At 39.0% G+C, this 23,287-nt stretch carries 19 protein-coding genes; 11 read left to right on the forward strand and 8 right to left on the reverse strand.

What is annotated here, in order from left to right:
- The first annotated feature begins 60 nt into the window (after nt 1-60).
- From lnt to ACOVO2_RS19460, 3 genes are read left to right on the forward strand one after another with little or no spacing between them, the layout of a single operon-like run.
- Nucleotides 61-1,608, forward strand: a complete 1,548-nt coding sequence (gene lnt / locus ACOVO2_RS19450; protein ID WP_421771573.1) for an apolipoprotein N-acyltransferase — start codon at nt 61-63, stop codon at nt 1,606-1,608.
- Nucleotides 1,609-1,659: 51 nt separating this feature from the next.
- Nucleotides 1,660-2,277, forward strand: a complete 618-nt coding sequence (locus ACOVO2_RS19455) for a hypothetical protein (protein ID WP_421771574.1) — start codon at nt 1,660-1,662, stop codon at nt 2,275-2,277.
- 12 nt (nt 2,278-2,289) lie between these two features.
- Nucleotides 2,290-2,592 (forward strand): LytR/AlgR family response regulator transcription factor, encoded by a 303-nt coding sequence (locus tag ACOVO2_RS19460; protein ID WP_421771575.1) that lies wholly within the window; start codon nt 2,290-2,292, stop codon nt 2,590-2,592.
- Nucleotides 2,593-2,644: 52 nt separating this feature from the next.
- On the opposite strand, the gene ACOVO2_RS19465 is transcribed toward ACOVO2_RS19460, so the two are convergent.
- The gene (locus ACOVO2_RS19465) at nt 2,645-5,674 is read right to left on the reverse strand and encodes a GEVED domain-containing protein (protein ID WP_421771576.1); all 3,030 of its coding nucleotides are present in this window, start codon (nt 5,672-5,674) and stop codon (nt 2,645-2,647) included.
- 214 nt (nt 5,675-5,888) lie between these two features.
- Between ACOVO2_RS19465 and ACOVO2_RS19470 the strand changes: the two genes are divergently transcribed.
- The 5 genes from ACOVO2_RS19470 (at nt 5,889) to mtgA (ending at nt 11,014) form a co-directional block, all read left to right on the forward strand.
- On the forward strand, nt 5,889-6,773 hold the full coding sequence (locus tag ACOVO2_RS19470; RefSeq protein ID WP_421771577.1) for a sterol desaturase family protein: 885 nt from the start codon (nt 5,889-5,891) through the stop codon (nt 6,771-6,773).
- A 65-nt stretch (nt 6,774-6,838) separates the two neighbouring features.
- Nucleotides 6,839-8,107: a PQQ-dependent sugar dehydrogenase gene (locus tag ACOVO2_RS19475; RefSeq protein ID WP_421771578.1), complete on the forward strand. Its 1,269-nt coding sequence runs from the start codon at nt 6,839-6,841 to the stop codon at nt 8,105-8,107.
- A 127-nt stretch (nt 8,108-8,234) separates the two neighbouring features.
- The gene (locus ACOVO2_RS19480) at nt 8,235-9,269 is read left to right on the forward strand and encodes an SBBP repeat-containing protein (protein WP_421771579.1); all 1,035 of its coding nucleotides are present in this window, start codon (nt 8,235-8,237) and stop codon (nt 9,267-9,269) included.
- Between the two features lie 11 nt (nt 9,270-9,280).
- Nucleotides 9,281-10,177, forward strand: a complete 897-nt coding sequence (locus ACOVO2_RS19485; RefSeq protein WP_421771580.1) for a PhzF family phenazine biosynthesis protein — start codon at nt 9,281-9,283, stop codon at nt 10,175-10,177.
- 45 nt (nt 10,178-10,222) lie between these two features.
- Complete coding sequence (gene mtgA, locus ACOVO2_RS19490; RefSeq protein WP_421771581.1) at nt 10,223-11,014, forward strand: monofunctional biosynthetic peptidoglycan transglycosylase; 792 nt, start codon at nt 10,223-10,225, stop codon at nt 11,012-11,014.
- Nucleotides 11,015-11,064: 50 nt separating this feature from the next.
- On the opposite strand, the gene tsaD is transcribed toward mtgA, so the two are convergent.
- Entirely contained in the window at nt 11,065-12,066 is a 1,002-nt protein-coding gene (tsaD, locus tag ACOVO2_RS19495; protein WP_421771582.1) for a tRNA (adenosine(37)-N6)-threonylcarbamoyltransferase complex transferase subunit TsaD, read from the reverse strand.
- 139 nt (nt 12,067-12,205) lie between these two features.
- Here tsaD and ACOVO2_RS19500 point away from each other — a divergent pair, with 139 nt between their 5' ends.
- Nucleotides 12,206-16,921 (forward strand): translocation/assembly module TamB domain-containing protein, encoded by a 4,716-nt coding sequence (locus tag ACOVO2_RS19500; RefSeq protein WP_421771583.1) that lies wholly within the window; start codon nt 12,206-12,208, stop codon nt 16,919-16,921.
- A 1-nt stretch (nt 16,922) separates the two neighbouring features.
- Here ACOVO2_RS19500 and ACOVO2_RS19505 read toward each other — a convergent pair whose 3' ends face one another.
- From ACOVO2_RS19505 to ACOVO2_RS19530, 6 genes are all read right to left on the reverse strand, one after another.
- Nucleotides 16,923-17,429: a hypothetical protein gene (locus tag ACOVO2_RS19505; protein ID WP_421771584.1), complete on the reverse strand. Its 507-nt coding sequence runs from the start codon at nt 17,427-17,429 to the stop codon at nt 16,923-16,925.
- A 145-nt stretch (nt 17,430-17,574) separates the two neighbouring features.
- Entirely contained in the window at nt 17,575-18,318 is a 744-nt protein-coding gene (locus ACOVO2_RS19510; RefSeq protein WP_421771585.1) for an intradiol ring-cleavage dioxygenase, read from the reverse strand.
- A 152-nt stretch (nt 18,319-18,470) separates the two neighbouring features.
- On the reverse strand, nt 18,471-19,160 hold the full coding sequence (locus ACOVO2_RS19515) for a pirin family protein (protein ID WP_421771586.1): 690 nt from the start codon (nt 19,158-19,160) through the stop codon (nt 18,471-18,473).
- Nucleotides 19,161-19,348: 188 nt separating this feature from the next.
- The gene (locus tag ACOVO2_RS19520; protein ID WP_421771587.1) at nt 19,349-20,071 is read right to left on the reverse strand and encodes a LytR/AlgR family response regulator transcription factor; all 723 of its coding nucleotides are present in this window, start codon (nt 20,069-20,071) and stop codon (nt 19,349-19,351) included.
- A gap of 110 nt (nt 20,072-20,181) precedes the next feature.
- On the reverse strand, nt 20,182-21,264 hold the full coding sequence (locus ACOVO2_RS19525) for a sensor histidine kinase (RefSeq protein ID WP_421771588.1): 1,083 nt from the start codon (nt 21,262-21,264) through the stop codon (nt 20,182-20,184).
- An 88-nt stretch (nt 21,265-21,352) separates the two neighbouring features.
- A complete protein-coding gene (locus ACOVO2_RS19530; protein ID WP_421771589.1) occupies nt 21,353-21,637 on the reverse strand; it encodes a DUF3817 domain-containing protein in 285 nt (94 codons plus the stop codon).
- A 257-nt stretch (nt 21,638-21,894) separates the two neighbouring features.
- On the opposite strand from ACOVO2_RS19530, the gene ACOVO2_RS19535 reads away from it, so the two are divergent.
- Nucleotides 21,895-22,419, forward strand: a complete 525-nt coding sequence (locus tag ACOVO2_RS19535; RefSeq protein ID WP_421771590.1) for an NADPH-dependent FMN reductase — start codon at nt 21,895-21,897, stop codon at nt 22,417-22,419.
- 151 nt (nt 22,420-22,570) lie between these two features.
- The gene (locus ACOVO2_RS19540; RefSeq protein WP_421771591.1) at nt 22,571-23,221 is read left to right on the forward strand and encodes an acetoacetate decarboxylase family protein; all 651 of its coding nucleotides are present in this window, start codon (nt 22,571-22,573) and stop codon (nt 23,219-23,221) included.
- Nucleotides 23,222-23,287 lie beyond the last annotated feature (66 nt).

Here is a 23,287-nt window from a genome sequence, read left to right on the forward strand (position 1 = left end):
TTGAAGTGAAAGAATTACAAAAAGGAAAATCAAACGTTGAGTTTAGCTGGAAAATCATCAATGAGTAAGCCAAACAACATACAAAAACACCTCTTTTGGTTTTCGGGAATTCTGTTGGGTTTATCATACCTCAGTTTTTCTGATTTCCATCAAGGGCCCTTGGCATTGGTGGCTTTTGTACCATTTTTATTGTCTATCCAAAACGAAAATTCGTTTGGAAAATACTTACTCAAAACATTGGTAGTTTATAGCTTCACCATCGTCATTGGTTTTTGGTGGACGGGCTATTATAAACCCATTGCGGTTCTGGTTTGTCTGCTAAGTCAGCTTTTGTTTCTGAATCTTACGTTTGTTATTCATTTTTTTATTCAGCAGAAAATTGGCTGGCAAAAAGCACTCATTTTACTACCTTTTTTGTGGAGTTTGGTCGAATGGCTTACGCAACCGCTTCCGCATAATTTGCAGGTTTTGCACTTGGGTTATACGCAAGCTAACATGCAGTATTTCAATCAAATAGCCGATTTTTCTGGGCTTTGGGGTTTGAGTTTTTGGGTGATGATGCTCAACGTTTTGCTGACTTTTAGTATAGTTTACCGAACCCAAAAGTACCTTTTTCTTACGTTTGGATGCTTACTGTTGGCTTTTGGGTATAGTTTTTTCAAAATTCAGATTTCGCCCAAAAGTGCCATCGGAACGGCTAATACCCAAACAAAAGTCTCGTTGATTCAGACCAATATAGATAGTTATCTACCGCTCGACTCGGTGGTATTGAACCAGACATTCGAGCAAATTGTGTCGCTTTCTGATTCAGCCGTACGTACGCAAAGCCCCGATATACTGATTTTACCCGAAGCAACTTTTCCGCTGGCCTTGTTTCAAGATTCGAGTTTGTTTCAATTCACCAAAAATGCTATTTCGAGTTGGCAAACTTCGGTGGCTGTTGGTTATTCGGAAATAATTGATAATCAGAGAAATAACTATAAAAATAAGTCATTAGTTTTTACGCCACAAATGGCCACGATGTGGGATTCGCTGAAAATCACGCCCGACCAAATAAAGGTTTATGAAAAGGAATACGGCTTACCATTTATGGAAACCATGCCCTATTTGAGCGATTACCCATCATTCCAAAATCGTATTTTGGTGGGCGGAAACGAACCTCACATTTTCAATTATTTGAGTAGTGAAGGGAGTATTTTTAATGTTGCACTAACGATTTGCTGGGAACAAACCTACCCACAAAAAGTAGCAAAATTAGTGAATAGCGGAGCCGAGTACATTGCACTCATGAACAACGATGCGTGGTTTGGCAAAACACCCGCAACCAAGTTTTTATTGAACATGACCAAGATTCGGGCCATCGAGAATCGCCGAAGTGTAGCTCGTTGTTCAAACGGTGGTCTTTCGTGCTTCATCGACCCATTCGGTAAAGTTTATGGTCAAATTCCGTGGTTTACGCCAAACATTTCAACCAATGAGGTGCTGCTTGTAACCAAGAAAAGTTTTTATACCCAACACCCCGACGCTTTTGCTTATGCCTTATTTATCGCTTTTGTTTTGCTGTTAAGTTGGTTTTATTGGCAGAGCCATCAAAATACCTCCAAATAGGTATTTCAATAGATTTTTAACATTGTGAAATTTGTATAAACATTAATAACTATGAAAAAAGTATATTTCATTTTCTCGTTTTTCTTAACATTCGGAGCTTTTGCTCAATCAGGTTCTTATTTTGGTCGTTACGCTGGTGGAGTTGGTGTGAATCAAAATGCACTCGAACGTGCCTCAGCCATTGGCTACAACGCCAAAGTTTCGGTAAGTGACGGCTTAGTTTTGGGCGATACCTCGCTCGTGAAAGTCGGTATCGGCTTGTCTAATCCACGTTATAGGTTAGATGTAAAAGGGGTTTTTAATACTCGAATGGCCTATAATAGTCCCGTTTATAAAATCAATGACCGCAATTTCTTGGAACTTGACGACGAAGGACAATTTGTACTAAATTCTTTCAAGATAAAATATGCCAATGAAAACCAATGGTCGGATAGGGTTTTTGAGAAAAACTATCCATTGATGTCACTCAAAGAAGTAGAAAAATTTATAGCCAAGAATAACCACTTACCGAATGTTCCGTCAGCGAGTGAAGTTGTAGAAAAAGGCGTAGCAATGGATGCAATGGTATCAAAGCTACTCGAAAAAGTAGAAGAACTAACGCTTTACACTATTCAACAGCAAAAAGAAATTGATGCTTTGAAAAAAGAAATCAAGCAACTAAAAAAGTAAAATCTTATAGCCATGAAACAACCTAAAATAATTCAAAAGATTCCACGAGAAAAGAAGATAATGTTGATGGAATCAAATAGCAACTACACGATTATTCATTTATCTGACGGTAAAAAATTGCTTTCAGGCTATAACCTTAAATTCTACGAAGACCGAACTGATAATCAATCTTTTATGAGACTCAATCGCTCTGAAATGATTAATAAAACGTTTGTGAAACTCATCAACCTCGATGAGTTTTCGCTTACACTCAACAACGGCCGAAGAGTACATATCTCTCGCCGACGAATGAAAGCTTTTCAGGCTTGGATTTAATAAAAATGGCTTCCCAAATAACTTTGGGAAGCTATTTAATTTCCTCGAATCTTTAATTACAGCCACCAATCTTAGCTTGAAAAACAGCCCCGCTTTTCACCTCAAAACCTTTTGTGAGTTCAACTGATTTTTTGGCATCTAAGACCAGCATTGAGCCATTATTGACTGTTGTATTATCAGTAACGATTTTATTAGACGCCAAATAATTATAGTTTTCACTTAACAAGAACTGAGCTCCCGTAATTACTTTGTTTACTTCACAAGGGTTCTCGGGTTTCAAATAGATAGTATAATCTTCTACTTCACCATACATATTACCACACGGATTTACACTTCCGAAGTACCTCGCTCTAACTCTCAGGGTTGTTGCCCCAAACGAACTTAAATTTGGTACTGTAAATGTGCCTGTGCTCGTACTCGAAAACATATTTGGAGTCAGAGCCGACATTGCTATCAACTCACTGTTTTCAAATGTGCCGTTTTTATTAAAATCAATCCAGGCATCAAAAGCATCTCCCGTAAACGCATAATTAAGTGTAGTTTTTAGTGAATATGTTGTATTGGCACGTAATGTTGTGGAAACGCTTCTAAAATCGCTATAAAACGTTTGTCCTGAATAATTATCAATACTTCCTAAATTTACTCGTGTAATATAGTCTCCTCCTGTACCTGCCGAACCAGCAGCAGCACAATAAGTTTGAGTTGGTATTCCGCCCGTACAACTACAAGTATTTCTGTCATAAATTTCCCCAGTCGTTCCTGCATCACCATCATCACAAGGTTGTCCAAACTGTGAGTTTGGAATAACTGGGCATACATCTACGATATTGCATTTGCCATCGCCGTCGGTATCGGGGTCGCCAGCTACACAGGTCGTTATATTAATTGGAGCTTCTATTACCCCACGGCCATGCGTACCTATTCTTATCTTTTGGCTTGAATATTGGATTTCAACGTCTCGTACATCAGTATGAGGTAAATGACCGTATTCGTACCAATCGTCTAATGTATTATCTCGGTAATAAACACCCATATTTGTACCGACAAACATTCCACCCGAAACATTAGCATACGGAACTATAGACATCACCGAGATATTAGGTAAATTACCACTTATATTTGTCCAAGTTGTACCTGCATCGGTTGATTTAAAAACCTTTTTTCCGCTTGTATAACCAGGGTTTGTGATATAGATAGTTTCCGAATTCGTAGGGTCAACTTTTATATCACTTATCGAACTCGTCGCTGGTGTTGTTTTCGTAACCCAGTTATTATCCGTAGTATTTTTCACAAAAAGCGTTGTTCCTCTCGTCACATAGATACGCTCCGAGTTGATCTTGGCAATAGCCAATTGTTCTACATTTCCTCCACTTCCCAGTATTCCACTGATGGCAGTCCAACTTACACCTCTATTACTGCTGGCGTAAATCAAATCATAGCCTATTACAATTCTGTTTGTATTACTTGGGTCAATCTGAAAAGGTGTTTCCCAAGCACCTGTGCCATCTTTCCCTGGTGGACTTGCACCGACACTACTTCCATTTTCATACCTTCTGAAGCCTCCATTCTGGTATTCCCAATACCTAATATTTTCGTTGGTTGGGTCAATTTCTGTATTCATTCCATCACCAGTGCTGGCAAAAGCTTGCCAAGTTCCTGCCGCATTTCTGTACATACTACCGTTATCTTGCGAGCCTCCCGAAATAATATTAGCATTTGTCTGCGACACGCTTATATCATAATATTGAGTAATTTTTAGTCCATTACTCAAATCTTGCCAAGTGGCAGCGTTAATATTATATTTAAAAACTCCACCATCATTACAAAAATAAATAGCGTCAGTATTGAGAGGGTTTGTGAAAACATTACGTTGGTCAACATGAATAAGAGGTAAACCATTACTCCCCAACCAATTAGTAATTACATTTTTTGTTGCTCCACCATCATTTGAGCGATAAACCTCAAAATTACCACCCACAATCACATTGACATTATCGGGGTCAAAGGCATATACTCCATTCGATTCGGCAAGTGCATATTGTGTACTAAAAGTTAGTCCACCATTAACTGATACCCAAAATGTATTTCCAAAACGGGCATAAACTTTATCAGTATCCGAAGGGGCTAAGACTAGTTTCACATCACCGTCGCCAAAATCAGTTATTTCAGTAAAAGTGGCTCCTCCATCGGTGCTTCTCAAAAATTTCCCATCATTCGTACCCGCAAACGCAATACTGCTACTACCAACCTTATAATGAATATCATAGGTATCAAGCGTAGAAACCTTGTTCACAGTAAGAAAGCCATCTGTTGTACGATAAATACCATTAGCAGTTGCAACTAAAATCGTATTCTGATTATTAGGGTCGGCTTCCATAAAGTAGATTCTGACATTATCGTTAAAATCAAACTTTAGAGCTGTGGTGCTCCAGGTGAGTCCACCATCGACTGACTTCAGTACCCCCATCCCCTGAGAGCCATACCAAACATGGTCGCTGATGGCAATGTACATAATCTGAGGATTTAGTTTATTGATTATAATCGAAGAAACAGCCATCAAAGGCAAATTATCTCCCATTGGTGTATAGTTTAGCCCACCATCAGTAGTTTTCCAAATTCCGCCGTAGGGAGTTCCCACAAAAAAGGTATTCACATCGGTTGGGTGAAAAGCAATAGAAGTAGTGCGTCCCATACCAATTTGACCAATTATGTAATTACTATTAGAAAGATTAGTCCAAGTTCTATTCTGAAAAGGCCCAAGATTAGGTTTGTTGGCAGTTTCGGCCATAGCTGCTAAAATATAAGCCGCAACATTTGCTGTATTCCCGTTTTCATCCAAATTATTCTTCCAATAACTTTGCCAACGCATATACTTGAAATATTCTTCGTCCATCGAAGTTTCATCGAACGAATCTTTGGTCTTAATATCTCTTCTGCTGTCCTTAAAGAACTTGTCAGCCCTTTTACTGATTTCACCAAAATTACCTCCTTTGCTTATAATAGTTTTTATATCTTCTTGAGCAAATATGTTGGATGTTGTCAGTAAAACTATCCATAAAATTTTAGTTAGAAATTTATTCATAAAACAATAATAGGTTTTGCTCTTATGTAAAGTTCGCTAAAATAATAATTTTATATTTGAGTTGTAATTATATATACTAAAAACTTACAGAGCAGTATCGAAAACACAGGAACTAAACACTTCGTAAAAAACGATTATGATTATCTTTAAAAAACTGATAAATCTCATACAACATTCGTAAAACTAAAAGTCTGTTTTTGTGGTTTAAGGAAATATGGAAAAGTATCTAAAAATCATTCAAGGAGCATATTCTGGCTATTTCAATTATTTCATCAACGAAATGCTGAATCCAAGCTGGCACAACTATTTTTATTGGTTGGTTGGAGCTTCATTGGCTATTTGGGTGCTCGAAATTATGTTTCCGTGGCGAAAAAACCAGCCTCTGATTCGTGAGCATTTTTGGCTGGATGCTTTTTATTTATTGTGGAATTATTTTCTTTTTTCGCTCATTGCCTACAATGCTCTTTCGATGGTAGGCGTGCAGGCTTTCAAAGATTTTCTCGGACTTTTTGGTATAACTAATATTGTAGCAATCAATATCGAACAACTACCTTTTTGGTCGAAAATCCTCATCATTTTTGTCATGCGAGATTTCATGCAGTGGGCCATTCACCGCCTTTTGCATAACGTTGGCTGGATGTGGGAATTCCATAAAGTGCACCACAGCACCGAAGAAATGGGCTTCGCTGCACTCCTACGCTACCACTGGATGGAAAACGTCATTTATCGTAGCCTCGAATACATTCCGCTGGCGATGGTGGGAGTTGGTCTGACTGATTTTTTTATTGTCCATATCTTCACGCTCGTCACGGGTCAGCTCGGACACGCAAACTTGAAAATCAATCTTGGTCCGCTCAAATATTTGCTCAATGGCCCACAAATGCACCTTTGGCACCACGCCAAATATATGCCCGAAAGCCACCCAAATGGCTTCAATTATGGTATAACATTAAGTATTTGGGACTATCTTTTCGGAACAAATTATTGGCCATCGGATGATGAAAATCTGCCAGTCGGACTACCCGACGACGAGCATTTTCCGAAAGATTTTGTGGGGCAAAACGTAAGGCCATTCCAACGAATATTTGGAAAGAAATAGTTGAACAACCAAAAGTTGTCGTAATTTTAGAGAAAAATTCAACCTCTCTAACCTTTCGTTCATCAATGAAACAATCATTTGTTCGTTCAAGCTACGCACTTGCAAGTCTGGTAGGTGTTATTGGCCTATTTTCTTACAAAAACCTTCCCGAACCACCCGTCAAGAAACCCACAGCGGCCGACGCTATCAAACTTCCCGCTGGATTTTCGGCAACCATTCTTGGCTCTGAATTGGGCTCAACTCGCCACATTACGGTTTCAAAAAATGGTGACGTTTACGCTAAACTATCAAAGCTCAAAGACGGCAAAGGCATTTTGCTTATGCGAGACACCAACAAAGATGGCGTAATTGACGAAACCAAATACTTCGGAAATTATCCAGGCACTGGCATCACCATCAAAAATGGATATTTGTATGCTTCATCGAATACGGGTGTTTTAAGATATAAACTAAATGCAAATGAAGAAATAATCGACCCCGAAAATCCAGAAAAAATCGTTGATGGATTGGTCGATAAAGGCCGTGATAATGCCAAACCTTTCGTGCTTGATAACGCCAATAATATTTACGTAACCGTAGGTTCTTACAATGACCCTTGCCGTGAAAAAGGCTCTGGTAAAGGCATTATGCCTTGCTCGATTCTGGACTCAGCGGGCGGAATTTGGAAATTCAATGCCGAGAAAATGAACCAAACATTTTCGGATGGAATTCGCTACGCAACTGGTTTAAAAAATGCGGTCGGAACGGCATGGAATTCGAAAACTAACTCGCTTTTTGCAACCGTACACGGTCGTGGACAGTTCCATGATTTTTATCCGCAATTTTATACGCCACAGCAAAGTGCCGAGTTACCCGCCGAAACACTTTACGAACTTCACCAGGGAGATGATGCTGGCTGGCCGTATGTTTACTATGACCAATTTCAGAAGAAAAAAATCGTTGCTCCCGAATATGGCGGAGACGGCAAAAAAACAGGTGGCGAAAAAGCCATTAATCCGATTGTGGCATTTCCAGCACACTTAGGGCCAAACGATTTGCTTTTTTATACTGGAAAAATGTTTCCTGCCAAATATCGCAATGGGGCTTTCATTGCATTTCATGGTCAATCTCCCGAATTAAAGAAAGGTTATTTGGTGGCTTTTGTGCCTTTCGTCAATAATAAACCTTCAGGAAAATGGGAAATATTTGCTGATAATTTCGCAGGAACTGACCTCGTAAAACCAACTGGCCCGATACAACATCGCCCGTGCGGATTGGCACAAGGCCCCGACGGTGCTCTGTATGTAAGTGATGATTTAGGCGGAACAATCTACCGCATTGCCTATAAAAAATAGTTCTTTAAAAATATTTTCAATCAAAAAGCAGGTTGTGATTGTAAACGACAACCTGCTTTTTGATTTTATTAACTACCGCATTTGAATCAGCTATTTTTTTGTGTTATTTTGCCAAAAACTTAGCACAATGATAAAACAATTTTCCGCACTATTACTCGCTGCATCACTACTGGCTTGTTCGAAACAGGCAACCGACGAAACAACAATCACTCCCAAAGAAACTACTTATACCGTAACAACCTACGCAGGCAAAGAACAAACTGGAAAAACCGATGGAAAACTCACCGAAGCCTTATTTGACGACCCCGTAGGACTGGCCATCGATAGTAAAGATAATCTCTACATTGCCGAGGCTGGAAATTATGCCGTAAGAGTTATCAGTCCGAGCGGTGTAGTTTCGACCATTAACTCAAAAGCATCACCATTCGATTCGGCCCCGCATCGAGTTCATATAGGAGCGGATGACGAAGTAGTTATCTCGACAATCTATCCTCGAAATGCTTGGCTTTGCAAGACCTATTCTGAGAAAAATGGTCTAAAAGATTTTGTCGTTGACCCCAAAGCTATTGATGTTATGCGTACCAGTACGGTGTTTAAAAATACCAAAGGCGATTACTTTTTCTTTAACAGTAGTTCGCTCAGTAAATTATCTCCAAGCCTTGTTTTGGACAAAGATTGGATGAAAAACGTAGAAGCTGCTGCTACGCAACTCGATGGAAATATTGTTTCGGTCGATAAAAACGATAATTTTTATATGCTTTCGGGGTTCTTTGAAAGTACATTTGATGGGCCAATCAAGATAGTTTCAGCCGACAAAAGTATCAAGTTTCTGAAAGGAGAAACATCTGTCAACAATCCAAAAGTCTTTAATTACGGTGATGGAACACTGCCAAAAGCCTATCTCGGAGACGTTTCGGGGCTTTGCGTTGATAAAACAGGTGTCATTTACTTTATTGAAAACAATATGGGTTTAGGACATAGAATCCGAAAAATTGATTTAGATAAAAAAGTAACAACCATTGCAGGCGGACTAACCGAAGGTTACAAAGATGGCGATGGAAAAGATGCTTTGTTTACTTATCCTTCGGGCATTGCTGTTGACTCAAAAGGCAATATCTATGTATCAGATTACAACCGAATCCGTAAGATTTCGGTAAAATAAACTTGTTTTTTATGATTCTCAATTTTCATATTGTTGATGTTTTTGCCGAAGAAAAATATCAAGGAAATCAACTCGCTGTTTTTGAAAATGCCGATGGCTTGAGCGATGAAATGATGCTCAAGATTGCACGTGAAATCAATTTTCAAGAAACTACTTTTATCATTGCTGACGAAGAAAAAAATGGCGGTTTTGATGTAAAAATTTTCACGCCCGAATATGAAGTTCCGTTTGCAGGACATCCAACTTTGGGAACAGCTTTTGTTTTGCTCAATTCTCCTCAAAATATTGATAAACAAAGCATTATACTCAATCTAAAAATCGGACAAGTACCAGTAATCAAAGAAAATGAAACCCTTTGGCTGGAAATAAACAATCCTGTTTTCGGTAAGAATTTTAATTCAGAAATCGCAAATTTGTTTGGTTTAAAACCAGAAGATATTGACGAAACGTCTCCTATCGAAGTTGTTTCAACGGGGCTTCCTTATCTAATACTTCCTTTGAAAAACCTCGATGCTATTCAACGCATTAGGTTCAACGATGAGCAAGTAAAAAACTGGTTGCTTGAAAATCATCTATACAAAACTAACGCTCCCGATGAGCTCACAACGGCATTTTTTGCATTCACTCGTGAAACCGAAAAGGCTGAAAATCAGCTTCATGCACGAATGTTTTGCTACGAAAATGAAAAAATTGTAGAAGATGCTGCCACAGGCAGTGCCAACTCGTGCTTACTCGCCTATCTGCTCAAATACGAAGCAAACAAAATCAGCTACCGAGTAGAGCAAGGCTACGAGATGGGTCGGCCTTCACTTATCCAAATCAAGGGTGAATTAAACGAAAAACAAGGTTTCAGTTTGAAAGTTGGTGGAAAAACAAAGTTGATTGCACAAGGTAAATGGTTTGTTTGAAACAAAATTCTTTCCGACTTTTGTAGTAAATTACTAACCAAAGCTATGGCAAACGACCCAAGAGGCGGAAAGAATACATTTCGCACCAAAAATACAAAAGCACCAGAAACAGCACCAAAAAAGCAATCGAGCAATTGGAAAAGTAAACTGAAACATTGGGCTATAAAAATAACGCTCTACTTTTTTGCCTTTTCGATTGGATTGGTTGTACTATACAAATTCGTACCAGTACCCGTCACCTCAACTATGATTGCTCGCAAAATGGAAGCCATAGCCGATGGCCGAGATAGCGAAATCTATTACGATTGGGTATCATACGCCAATATGTCGAAAGAAGCACCTTTGGCCGTGGTAGCTGCCGAAGACCAACTTTTCCCCGACCACAACGGTTTCGATTTTGAAGCCATGAGCAATGCATTTAGCAAAAACCTCAAAGGCAAAAAATTGCGTGGTGCAAGTACGCTCTCACAGCAAGTCGCCAAAAACGTATTTCTCTGGCAGTCAAGAAGTTATATCCGAAAAATATTTGAAGTTTATTTCACGGTTTTGATAGAGTTGATTTGGGGAAAAGAACGAATCTTGGAAGTTTATCTCAACGTAGCCGAAATGGGAAGCATGACTTTTGGCGTTGAAGAAGCCTCGAAAAGATATTTCAATACAAATGCTAAAAACCTAACTCGTCAGCAAGCTGCACGAATTGCGGCCGTTTTGCCGAGTCCAATTAAGTGGTCGGCCGCTAAACCTGGGCCTTATGTCAACCGCCGTACGGCCAATATTGCTCGTCAAATGCGTGCATTGGGTGGCGTGGCTTATATCAATGATTTGAGAAGTTTTTAAGTTTTTACAAAACCTGCAAGGTTTGAAAAACCTTACAGGTTTAAGCAGTATCACCCCCACTCCATTCTAGGCAGTGGACTAACCTCTTGGCTCGAAAAATCACCTTTTAGGTATTTGAAATGGGCCGCCATGGCAATCATACCTGCGTTATCGGTACAGTACTGAAAATCAGGGATATACACATTCCAACCTTCCTTTTCACCCATTTCGTGCAAAGTTTTTCTTAGTCCCGAATTGGCCGAAACTCCACCCGCAATTGCCACCTCTTTGATATTCAGTTCACGTGCCGCACGGCGTAGTTTTTGCAGCACCATTCTCACCAAAGTATGCTGCACACTGGCACAAATATCATTTAAGTTTTCGGCAACAAAGTTTGGGTTTTCGGCAACTTTCTTCTTCAAAAAGTACAAAATCGAAGTTTTTATTCCGCTAAACGAAAAGTTATACTGTGGCATTTCAGCGAGCGGAAATTCATACGCCAACGGATTTCCCAACTTGGCGTGTTTATCTACCAGCGGCCCACCAGGATAAGGAAGACCGAGCAGTTTTGCGGTTTTATCGAATGCTTCACCAACGGCATCGTCTTGTGTTTCGCCCAAAACTTCCATTGTAGCATGGTCTTTGATAAGTACAATCTGGGTGTGTCCGCCACTGACGGTCAAACACAAAAACGGAAAGGCTGGACGGGGTTCGTCAATGAAGTGAGCCAGCACGTGAGCTTGCATGTGATTGACCTCAATCAAGGGAATTTCGAGAGCTAAAGCCATTGCTTTTGCAAACGATGTTCCGACCAACAAAGAGCCCAAAAGGCCCGGCCCACGCGTAAATGCTATGGCATTTAGGTCTTTTTTTGTTATCTTCGCATCTTGTATGGCCTTATCAACCACCCTAACGATGTGTTGTTGATGAGCTCGAGAGGCAAGTTCAGGTACAACGCCTCCATAAAGCTCATGAATTAGCTGCCCAGCTACAATGTTGGAGCAGATTTTACCGTTAGAAATAACAGCGGCCGACGTATCGTCGCACGAAGATTCGATTGCTAAAATATTCATTAGTCCAGAGTCAACAGACAGCAGTCCATAAACCTAATTTTTTGAAATAAAACACAAAATTAGTACTATTTGTAACACAATTCTCCGAATTGTGCTTAAATAAATTGAAACGAAGCAAGTTAGAAACTTGCTCTACCAAATGGGTAAAGTTATAAAAATAATCACTCTCACGCTTATTTCTCTCATCGTTGTTGCGATGATGAGTGGCTTGTTAGTGTTTACACCCGTACCCAAAACTTTACTTATTCTGATCGTTCTTTTATTGGGTAGCTTGGTTTGGGGCTATTACTCAAAACGAGCTATCACAACGATTCTGCTGCAATTATTATTGGGTTTTGGATTGGTATTTTACGCCATGCAATTACCGCAATTTCAGACCACTACTTTACAAAAAGCTACTGAGTTATTATCCCAAAAATTGGGCTCAAAAGTAACCATCGAAAAAGCCCGAATGACTTGGTTCGATGAGATTACACTCGAAAACATCACGATTTATGACCACAAAAACCGTGAAATGATTTTCGTGAAAGAGCTTTATGTCAACTGCAAAACCAATTTTGATTTCAGTTGGGAAAAGATTCTGACTTTCGATAATAACCTCGATTACGTGATGATTCGTAATCCAAGAGTAAAACTTATTTACGAACCCGACGGCGATCTGAATATTGATAAATGGATTGCCAAAATCGAAGAATTGACGGCTCCGAGCGATACTACTCACCGACTAAAAGGAGAGCACAATACACCGTTTACGATTGATGAAGCCTATATTCAAGATGGTACTTTCACGTTGGCCGACCCAGAAGAAGCACGTTTCCCGAAAGAGGAATTTGATTATAATAACTTCACGGTCAATAACTTACACGGAAACATCAAGAATTTCTTCATCATGGGCGATACGATTACGTTCGGTTTGAAAAACATGCAGGGAATCGAACGCCGTAGTGACCTCACAATCAAGCAATTAAACACCAATTTCTTCTATTCGCGTAAATCAATGCGGTTGAATGATTTGTATGCAAAAATCAATAATTCAACCCTCCGAAATTCGGTTGTCTTCAATTATGACAGTCCACGAGATTTTGGCGATTTCAACGAAAAAGTGGTAATGATTGGCAATTTGAAAGATTGTGAAATCGACGCTCAAGACCTCGGCCGATTCGCAACCGATATGTACGCTTATCGAGAAAATTATCTACTCAATGGCGATTTCAAAGGAACGGTGCATGATTTTAAAGTGAAAGGTTTTAACCTAAAATTTGGTAAAAATAGCTTCCTCGATGGCGATATTGCCTTCAAGCATTTGCCCGATCTGTATAAAGCCGACATGGATTTAAACTGGAAACTCAGCCAAATTGATGCCGAAGATGCTCACCAGTACGTGGGCGACTCGCTTTATTATTCGCAAGTGCACAAATTTGGCGTAGTTAATTTTGCAGGAAATTTCAAAGGTGTTTATAACGATTTTGAAACCGATGCTTACGTAAAATCGGCGATGGGCAATGTAGCAGGAAAAATCAAAATGAAATTACCAAACAACGGTGCTTTGCCAACTTACGATGGCTCACTTAGCGTTGAAAATTTTGATTTAGGACAATTTGTTGAAGAATCTGAATACTTACAAAAACTCTCATTTGCTGGAAAAATCAAAGGTAAAGGTTTTACTATCAAAGATGCCGCCCTTGATTTCGATGGAAAAGTTGACCGCATTTGGTTCAATGGCTACGACTTCAAAAATATTTATGTCGATGGAAAGATGAGCCAGTCGCTTTTTGATGGAAAAGTAAGCGTAAAAGACACAAACTTGGCCTTCAATGTGAGCGGAAAAGTAGATTTTGCAAAGGCATTGAATAAATTTGATATTCACGGAGTTGTACAAAATGCTAATCTTCGGCCACTCGGTTACTCGAAAAACGATGTAAAACTTCGCTCCGAAATCAACCTCAATTTTCAAGGAAACGAATTGGATAATTGGCTCGGTGAAGCAAAATTATTGAATACAGTTTTGCAGTATGACAAACGCCAATTGGGTATCGACTCGCTTTTTGTTACTTCCGAGTTATCAGATAATTCTCGAAAAATAAGTTTGCTATCTGAGTTTTTCAATGTTGATATTTCGGGGAAATTTACACCGAGCAAAGTCATCGCTGATGTCACTCGTTTATCGAAAGAATATACCCAATATTTCTACGATAAAGAGCAAACTCGCCTTGATTATTACGCACAGTTGCCGTATGCCGATGTGGCGAATAAATATCAGTTAGATTATAAAGTTACTTTCAAGAAATCCGACCCATTTTTTGCTTATTTCTACCCCGATGTTTATGTTTCGCATGGCACAGAATTAAGTGGAAATCTGAATATCAGAAATACGGCTGAGTTATCTTTAGCAGGAAAAATTGACACGCTTCGATACGGAACTTTGGCTTTTTATGGCAACGACCTTGATTTTAATACTTCCAAAGAAGCCACTTCTCCAAAGATTTTGACCTCCTTGATTTTCAATTCGGCTACTCAAAAATTGGGAGATATGACCCCAACCGAAAAGATTGAAGTGACAGGAATGTGGGGACAAGGAAATGTGATTGAATTTGACGGGCGAATCAAACAACAAAACAGCTCAAACAAAGCCCAGATTTTTGGCAAATTGGCATTTTTATCAGAAGGTTTTGATATTACTTTCAACCCCAAAAACACCAAACTCGACCTTCTGGGCAGCCAATGGATGTTGGGTAAAAATAACTTAATTAATATCCAAAACGATGATATTTGTTTCCAAGATGTGGCGTTATCGAACCAAAACCAAAGCATTTCATTGAATGGTTCGTTTTCGCCCGACTCTACGGTTGAATCGTTTATTGATATTCGAGATTTCGATTTACAAACCCTTAAGCCTCTTTCTGACCTCGACCTTAAAGGAATCGTAAATGGCAAACTTACGATGCGAGATATTTATGATGACGCCATCGTGACGAGTAGTTTCGGCATCGACGAATTGATTTACAAGAATATTTTGATAGGTACGATTTCAAGCGAAGCCCTTTGGGATAACCTGAAACAGCGGCTCAATATCAACGGAAATATTATCAGAATTAATAACGAAATTTTTAGAGTTTCAGGAACCTACGACCCGAAAGACGACCGCAACCCACTCAACCTAAAAGCCACTTTGAAGAAAACCAATTTGGAGATTTTTGAATCGTTTGTCGATGATATTTTCTCGAATATTGGTGGTTATGCGAGCGGTACACTTACCGTAAGAGGAACAGCAAATGACCCAATTATTAGAGGTGGAGTGGATTTCGAGAAAGGAGTTTTACGTATCAATGCCCTAAACTCTTATTTGTATTTTGACGACCAATTGAATTTTAATGAAGAAGGGTTCGTTGCCGCCAAAGGCTTTAAGGTGAGAGATGCCGCCCAAAATGGTAATATTGCGGAGTTAGAGGGGGGTATTTTTAACGGTGGTGGTGGAAATTTCATGTTGGGTATTCATGCTTACATGAAAGGTCGTGATGGTTTTAAAATCATGAATACTGGCATCAGAGACAACGAAGATTTCTACGGAACGGGCATCACGACTGGCGATTTGCACATTACGGGTGATTTGAATAATGTGAATATTTCGGCCAACCTGACGAGCAAAAAAGGCACAAAAATTACAATTCCGCTTGATGGCGAAACAACCGTAAATACCGAAGAACAAGGCATTACGTTTGTGAGTAAAAACACGCAGAAAAATTCAGACAAAGTGGTAAAGAAAGACACCGTTATAAGAACCGAAGGCGGACTAAAAATGGCTTTCAATTTCACAATAACGCCCGATGCCGAATGTATCGTAATCTTTGACCGCACCAATCAAGACCAACTCAATGCCATCGGAAACGGCAATATTAGCATCGAATATGATACTCGTGGCGGTTTCACGATGTCGGGGCCTTATACAATTAAGAGTGGTAAATATGATTTTAGCTTACAGAATATCTCAAAACTAAGAAAATTTGATATTTCGGAAGGTAGCAGGATTTTGTGGACTGGAGACCCTTACGATGCCGATATTAACATCGGTGCGAGTTATACCGCTAATGTATCATTGAACGGAATAGTAAGCAGTACCTCAACTAATTCGTCAGAATTAAATACCTTATATCCGGTTGAAGCATCTATCATGCTCACAGGAAAATTGATGCAACCAAACACAAAATTTGATATTAAATTTAATCAACGTAGAATTCCACTCAGTCTACAACCACAGGTGATTGCTTTTGAACAACGCCTCCACGACGACGAACAATTACGCAACAATAACTTTGTGGGTATCACCGCACTCAACCGACTTTTCAATGATAATAGCTTCAGAGATGCCCTTGATACACAACTAATACTAGATAATGTGAGCGGAATCTTGACGAACCAACTCGGAAATATTGCTTCAAAAATTGACCCTAATTTGGAAGTTGCGGTGCAGTTTGGCAAAGGAAACTTAAATAATCTCCGCCAAAGTCTGATCAACAATACACAACTTAATTTCTCGTATAAATTCGGAAATAATATCAAGGTAAGTCTGAATAATACCATTCTTCAAAACGAAGGCCAAACAACTAACAACTATTTTTACGGTGGCGAAGTAGAATGGCTACTAAGCCAAGATGGTTCGTGGAGATTGAAGGCTTACAGCCGAAGTGTGCCGAATTATTACTACAATTTCAATAGCAACGTATCGGTCAATGGCGTGAGTTTACAGCATACTCGCAGTTTCAATACTATCTTCAAAAAGAAAGAAATCAAAGATTTACCAATGGGTATTTCGAGCAAAAGACCTGACAGTAAGCTAGTTAGCCAAAGCAAGCCTTAATCTACTCAATCGGTTTGTAATAAACTATCGAAAGGCGTGGTTGCATTTTATACATCGTGGTTTCTACCCCCTCATAGATATTTCCGTTGGTAGAAACCAAATAATGTCCTTCAATAATATCAACCAACGTCAACAAAGGCGAATAGAATGTAATACCTATTTCGTGGGTATTTTTATCTTTTACGCTTGAGTCAATAATATCAAGCTGGTAGTTTTGGAAAGGCAAATAATTATTCCCCAGCACATCGGGCATTGGGTAAGTTAGTCCCTTCCACTGCAAAAGATACGGGTGAGCCGCCATGCTTACCAAAAAATGTAGCTGTTCGGCTTTTTCATTTCTACTCAATAATTGTTTGAAAGTCGTCCACGGATTTTCTGCATCATTGTATAGCTGCGATTGCATCAAAAACTCTTGATAAGTACTATCCCAAACGTATTTTTCCCAACGAGATTGCGAATCTTTTTTGATTACTATTCTGAAAGCGAGTCTTATTTGTGCTTTTGCCATTTTATTATCAGCTATTTGAAAAATGCGGAACCACCCGTGCGGTTACTTGTGCAAAATGGTACAACCAGATACAATTATAAAAAGAAATGATGAAGATATAAACATCTCCATCACTCTAAACTCTTTATTACTAATCAAAATCAAATTAACCTTTTACGTAAATCGTGTGTGTAAGCACATAACCTGCCGAAACGCTGCCAGTGACAGTTGACATTTCGTTGGCTACACCATCCCCAAATACATTATCTCTGGCATTAGTAGTATCGGCTTGGCCTTTACTTGCATACACGCCTTGTGCATAAACTACTTTGCTCACATCTTCTGGGAAAGCTATTTGTGTAACAAGCAACGAAGTACCAGAGCTATTATACACGTGTACATGGATATGCGGTGCTCGGCTCGAATACCAACCTGGGTAAATACTTGTCCAAGCGGCCATACCATTGGTATCGGTTGTTTGACGACCACGCAAGAAATTCACCGACGTATAATTGGTTGACTGCATCTGAGTGCCACCGTACTGTGAGTAATTTCCGGCGGCATCGCAATGCCAAATATCAACAATTGCTCCTTTGATTACGGCACAACTGGCATTCACATTTCGAATATAAATCTTGATCGTAAGCGGAGTGCCTTGGCGATCAGAAACAATATTATTAATTGCATAAGAAGCAGGCGACTTTGTAGGAAAAGGACCTTCTGTCTCGGAGTTTGTTACTGAGCAGCTCGAAGGTGTAGCGGTCGGATCAGAACTAATAGTTGTACCAGTAGTTGTTGTAGTTGTTGTATCAGCAACCACTTCATCTTTCGAGCAAGAACTTAATGCTGGAATAACAGCAAATAAACCCAATGAGCCTAAGCCTCTTTTGATAAAATCTTCTCTTTTCATGATATTATAGAATTTATTAGATAATGTTTTGAGCGAATACCCTAAACTTTGTATTAGAAAACTGCCTTTGTTTAACTTACAGACGCAAGTTTAATTATAAAAGTTGTTCATCATCTGAAGTATGAGGTAAAGAGGGGGATTTCTGCGGTAAACTAAGCGGGCATCTCAAAAATCAAAAGCATGGCATCGTTTGAAAGTGCTTCAAACTCAATCTCATCGGCATTCCAAATGGCCAAACCATCACGAGTTTCCATGAGTTTATTATCCACCTCAAACGCTCCTTCAATCACAAAAACATAAAGGTAATTTCCGGCATTTTTCACTTGAAAAACACCTTCTTCTCGGCCATCGTACTTCCCAAAATAGCCAAAAGCATCATTATGAACTGATGAAAAAATCGGTAGGAGTTCATTGCGTTTTTCGATGTCAATATCAACCGAAATCGTTGATGTTCTGACAGTTTTTTCTTTCTCAATCCAAATTTCAAGGTAATTTATTAGTTCGCTTTCATAAGGATTCAGTACTTCATATTCCATGCTTGCATCGGCCGAAAAAACTTGTACTTTTCCTGCCTCCAAAAAATCATGATAACCAGCACTATTCTTAAATTCGATACCGCCAACCAAGGGCAAAATCAAGACTTCGGTTGGTTTTTCAACTTGCATTTTCATGCCACTACCAGCCGCCAAGGTATTATCATTGAAAACTCTTAGTTTTCCGATATGCTCTTTATCGGGGTCTTGAAAATTACCAAAATTGAACGAATGAAAACTGCGAAACCAAGATAACTCGGTTTTATTTCTTTTTGCTGAAAGAAAAATTTTTGCTTCGTTTTGTGTCATAGCATAGTAAGACAAGTTTTCAACTTGTCAAATCTTTAAGCGTCTTATATAAAGTAATTTATAAAATCTACTGTTCTGCGAAGTCTCTGACTTCGTAGGGGTGAATGTCGTTCTTAGAACGACGTAACTGCTGTTCAGAGAACAGCCAACACTGCTACGAAGTCGGAGACTTAGCAGAGCAAAAGAAATTATTTTCCAAAATTTTCAAAGAAAGTCTTTTCGTAACTCACACCAATCGGAATTTCTTCTTCGCCAATTGTAATGATTTTATTTCGCACATTTTCAATTCGAGCAAAAGGCACAATAAATGACCGATGCACTCGCATGAAATCTTTTGCAGGAAGTTTTTCGAGCATGTTTTTCATAGTCATTCGAGCTACTATTGGTCGGGCCACGTCTGGCCGGGCAACGTCTTGCTTCGTTCCAGCGATATGAATTTTCAAATAATCGTCTAAACCTTCAATAAACAGAATATCATTCAGCGGAATTTTATGCAAACGATAATCGGCTCTTATGTATAAATAAGAAGGTGTTTCGGCATCGTTTGGTTGCTGAATCTTGAAATACTCGTGGGCTTTGTTGGCACCTTGCAGGAAACGCTCGAATGTAAATGGTTTTAGCAGATAATCAATCGCATTCAGATTAAAACCTTCAACAGCATATTCGCTATACGCAGTCGTAAAAATAACCATTGTGCTTTGTGTAACACTGCGAAACAACTCAATGCCCGTCATGGATGGCATATTAATGTCCAGAAAAAGTAAATCAACTGGATATTCTTCCAAATATCTGAGGGCTTCTTTGGGCTTATGAAAGGTCTTTTCTAAGCTGATAAAATCAACTTTCGCACAGAAACTTTCTATCACTTTCAAAGCAAGAAGTTCGTCGTCGATGGCAATGGCTTTTATCATTGATTATACATTTCTCGTGGCACGCGGTGCGTGTCACGGGTATTAAAATGAATTCATTAAAATAGAAGGTACAAACTTTATCCGTGACACGCACAGCGTGCCACAAACGCTTACAAAACAATCGAAAGTTCTACCAAATAATCTTTTTCTGTATCGAAAATTGATAATTTGTGACGTTTCGGATAGAGTAATTCGAGGCGATTGCGGGTATTTTCTACGCCCAAACCACTTTTGTTTTCTTCCGAAATATGCACGGCCACTTTCTTATTAAAAACATTCAAAAACAACTCTTCGGCAGTAATATCAATTTTAATTTTTATGACCGAATCTTCTTCGGCATTGATGCCATGCTTGAAGGCATTTTCTATAAACGAAATCAGAATCAACGGAGCAATTTGTTTGCCATTGGTTATACCGTTTATTGAAAAATCGAGCGAAATTGATTCTCCAAAGCGGATTTTCTGTAAATCTATATAGTTTTTTATGTAAACAATTTCTTTTTCGAGCGAAACAAAATCGGTCGTGGCTTCGCTCAAAACATACCGCATCATGCCCGAAAGTTTCACAACTGCCGTAGGCGTTTCGTCGGATTTCATGATGGCCAACGAATAGATACTATTGAGCGTATTGAACAAAAAATGAGGGTTGATTTGGGCCTTTAGATAAGATAATTCGGCGTTCATTTTTTCACGTTCGGTTTCTCGCCAACGGCTACTTACTCGTAAAATCAACGAGAAAAAAATCACCACCAAAAACGGAAATATTTTCTGATTGACATCAATAAATACATCGCCTTCGGGTTGATGCTCGTGCGGGGGCGGAGTAGGTCTTTCTCCAGACTCAAACATTGGTGGTGGAGGTGGCATTGATTTACCAACCATCTGATGCGGCGAACGATTCAAAAATTCATTTTGCTCAATGATAAAACTCCCTGACTGCCTAAATGCCAAATAAACAAAAATGATAGCGAAAAAGTAAAGAACGTATCTTTTTGAAAAATATAATCTTGGAACGAGAACACAATAATTGAAGTAAAAAATAATGATCAGTAAACCGTAGCCAAAAAACTCTCGACCCGCCAAAGGGTTGAAAAGCTCATTGGATTTCCCTTGAAAAAATGGAATAAACGCCAATGATAAAAAGCCAATGATGGCTGATATGTGAATCAATATTTGGCGAGTTTGGTCTTTCATCTGTCTTTAATTTGGGTGTAAATTAAAAGATTTCGAACGAGAATTCGACAAATATTGAGGAGAAGACTACTTTTTTGTCGGAGAATATTTATTCTCTGAATAGTTTTTTATCGGCATAAAATGTACCGAAAGGCACAAAAGAGGCCAAAAATGCCAAAATAGCTTTCTTCATCGGCCATTTGTATTGAATAACTACCAAAGCCAAAAGCACAACATAGGCAATAAAAAGCACACCGTGGGCCATACCCACAAAATAGTTTGGTTTAGGAAAACCCAACATATACTTGAGAGGCATCGTGATTCCGAAAAGTATAAACGAACAGCCTTCTAAAAAGGCTACAACTCTGAATTTATCTAAAGTGGTTTTAAACATAAATCTTTGATTTTTGACAAAGATACGAGATTTGCGAATTGAGCGTTTGGATATTCTTGAAATTGAACATTTTATCGTTTTTTTTGTTAGCTAAACTGTGGGGTGAGGAATAAATAATGTTTATTACCTCACTCCAGCCCTCTCCTCAAGGAGAGGGAGTTTGCTCCCTTCTCCTGCGAGGAGAAGGGCTGGGGATGAGGTCATTCACTCACAAAAAATAACCAATAAACATTAATTAAACCATCGAAAATATTAGTATGATTGCCATTATAATAGGTACTAACCGCCAGAACTCTGTTTCAAAAAAAGTAGGAATCAATTACCAAAATCTTTTAAAATCGCTCGGTCAAGAAAGTCAGATTGTTGATCTGGCTGAACTCCCAGCCGATTTTGCTTTTTCGGCCCTGTACCACAATTCAGGTAAAAACGAGGCTTTTAATGAGTTTCAGAAAATAGTTGATGAAACCAAAAAATTTGTATTTATTGTACCCGAATACAACGGTTCGTTTCCTGGAGTTTTGAAAACATTCTTCGATGGCCTTCGCTACCCCGATAGTTTCAATAACAAAAAAGCAGCTTTGGTCGGAATCTCGGCAGGAATGTTGGGAAATGCCGTTGGACTCGGACATTTGAATGATATTTTGAGTTATATGGGAACTGACGTAATGGGTTTACGCATGAAATTTGGCAACATGAAAGCTCATTTCAACGGCGAAGAATTTACGTTTGAAGTCTATCGAAACTTTCTCGAAAAACAAGCTAAGGCTTTGATAGCGTTTTAAATTATATTGAATAAATGGTACGCTAATGACGCTGAAGGTTGGCCGCTGCCATTCTTTCAGAAACGCTGACTATCGCTGATTTTTTATCCGTTTTTATCAGCGTTGCTTGTATCCGTGTCATCAGCGTGCCATTTTTAAACAACTTACCAACATGCAAGCACCGCCACCGTGGAAACTCAAGGGTAATGGATACATTTTTCTTTATCATTTCCCGAAATCGTTTGTCGAAAAATTTGGCTTTCTGTCTGATTATCAAGCTGATAGGTTCAATGGTGATTTTGTAGGAACGGTTATGTTGGTTGATTATGCAACTTCGGCGGTTGGGCCATATCACGAACTTTTATTTGTACCAGGGAGATTGGATTTTGATAAGAAGAAGATTTTCTCGATTTCAAAAATCTATGTTTCGAGCCAAGAAAGTGTAGAAAATGGCATTGCCAACTGGGGAATTCCGAAAGAGTTGGCCGATTTTAAAATCACAAAATTGAGCGAAAAAGAAGAAATTGTAGAAGTAATGATTGCTGGAAAAACCTTCTTCAAAGTTCATCTTCACAAACGTTCGTTCAAATTTCCGATTACTACTAAATTTTTCCCACTGAAACTTGCTCAAAAACTTGGCAATGATTTATTGATTACTAATTCGCCCGCCAAAGGCAAGGCTTCGTTTGCCAAACTGCTCAGTATCGAAGTCAATTCTTCGCACTTCCCTCCTATTTCTCAGCTAAAACCTTTGTCTATCTTGGCCGTTAGTGATTTTGAAATGGAGTTTCCGCACCCTGAAATCACCAGAAACTATTTTTAGTTTTTACCAATAATCAATTGCTTTAGATAGGAAAAAACAATAAATTTGGATTAAAACCTATTTCTA

It is taken from the genome of Emticicia sp. (genome assembly GCF_049241225.1).
Lineage (GTDB): Bacteria > Bacteroidota > Bacteroidia > Cytophagales > Spirosomataceae > Emticicia.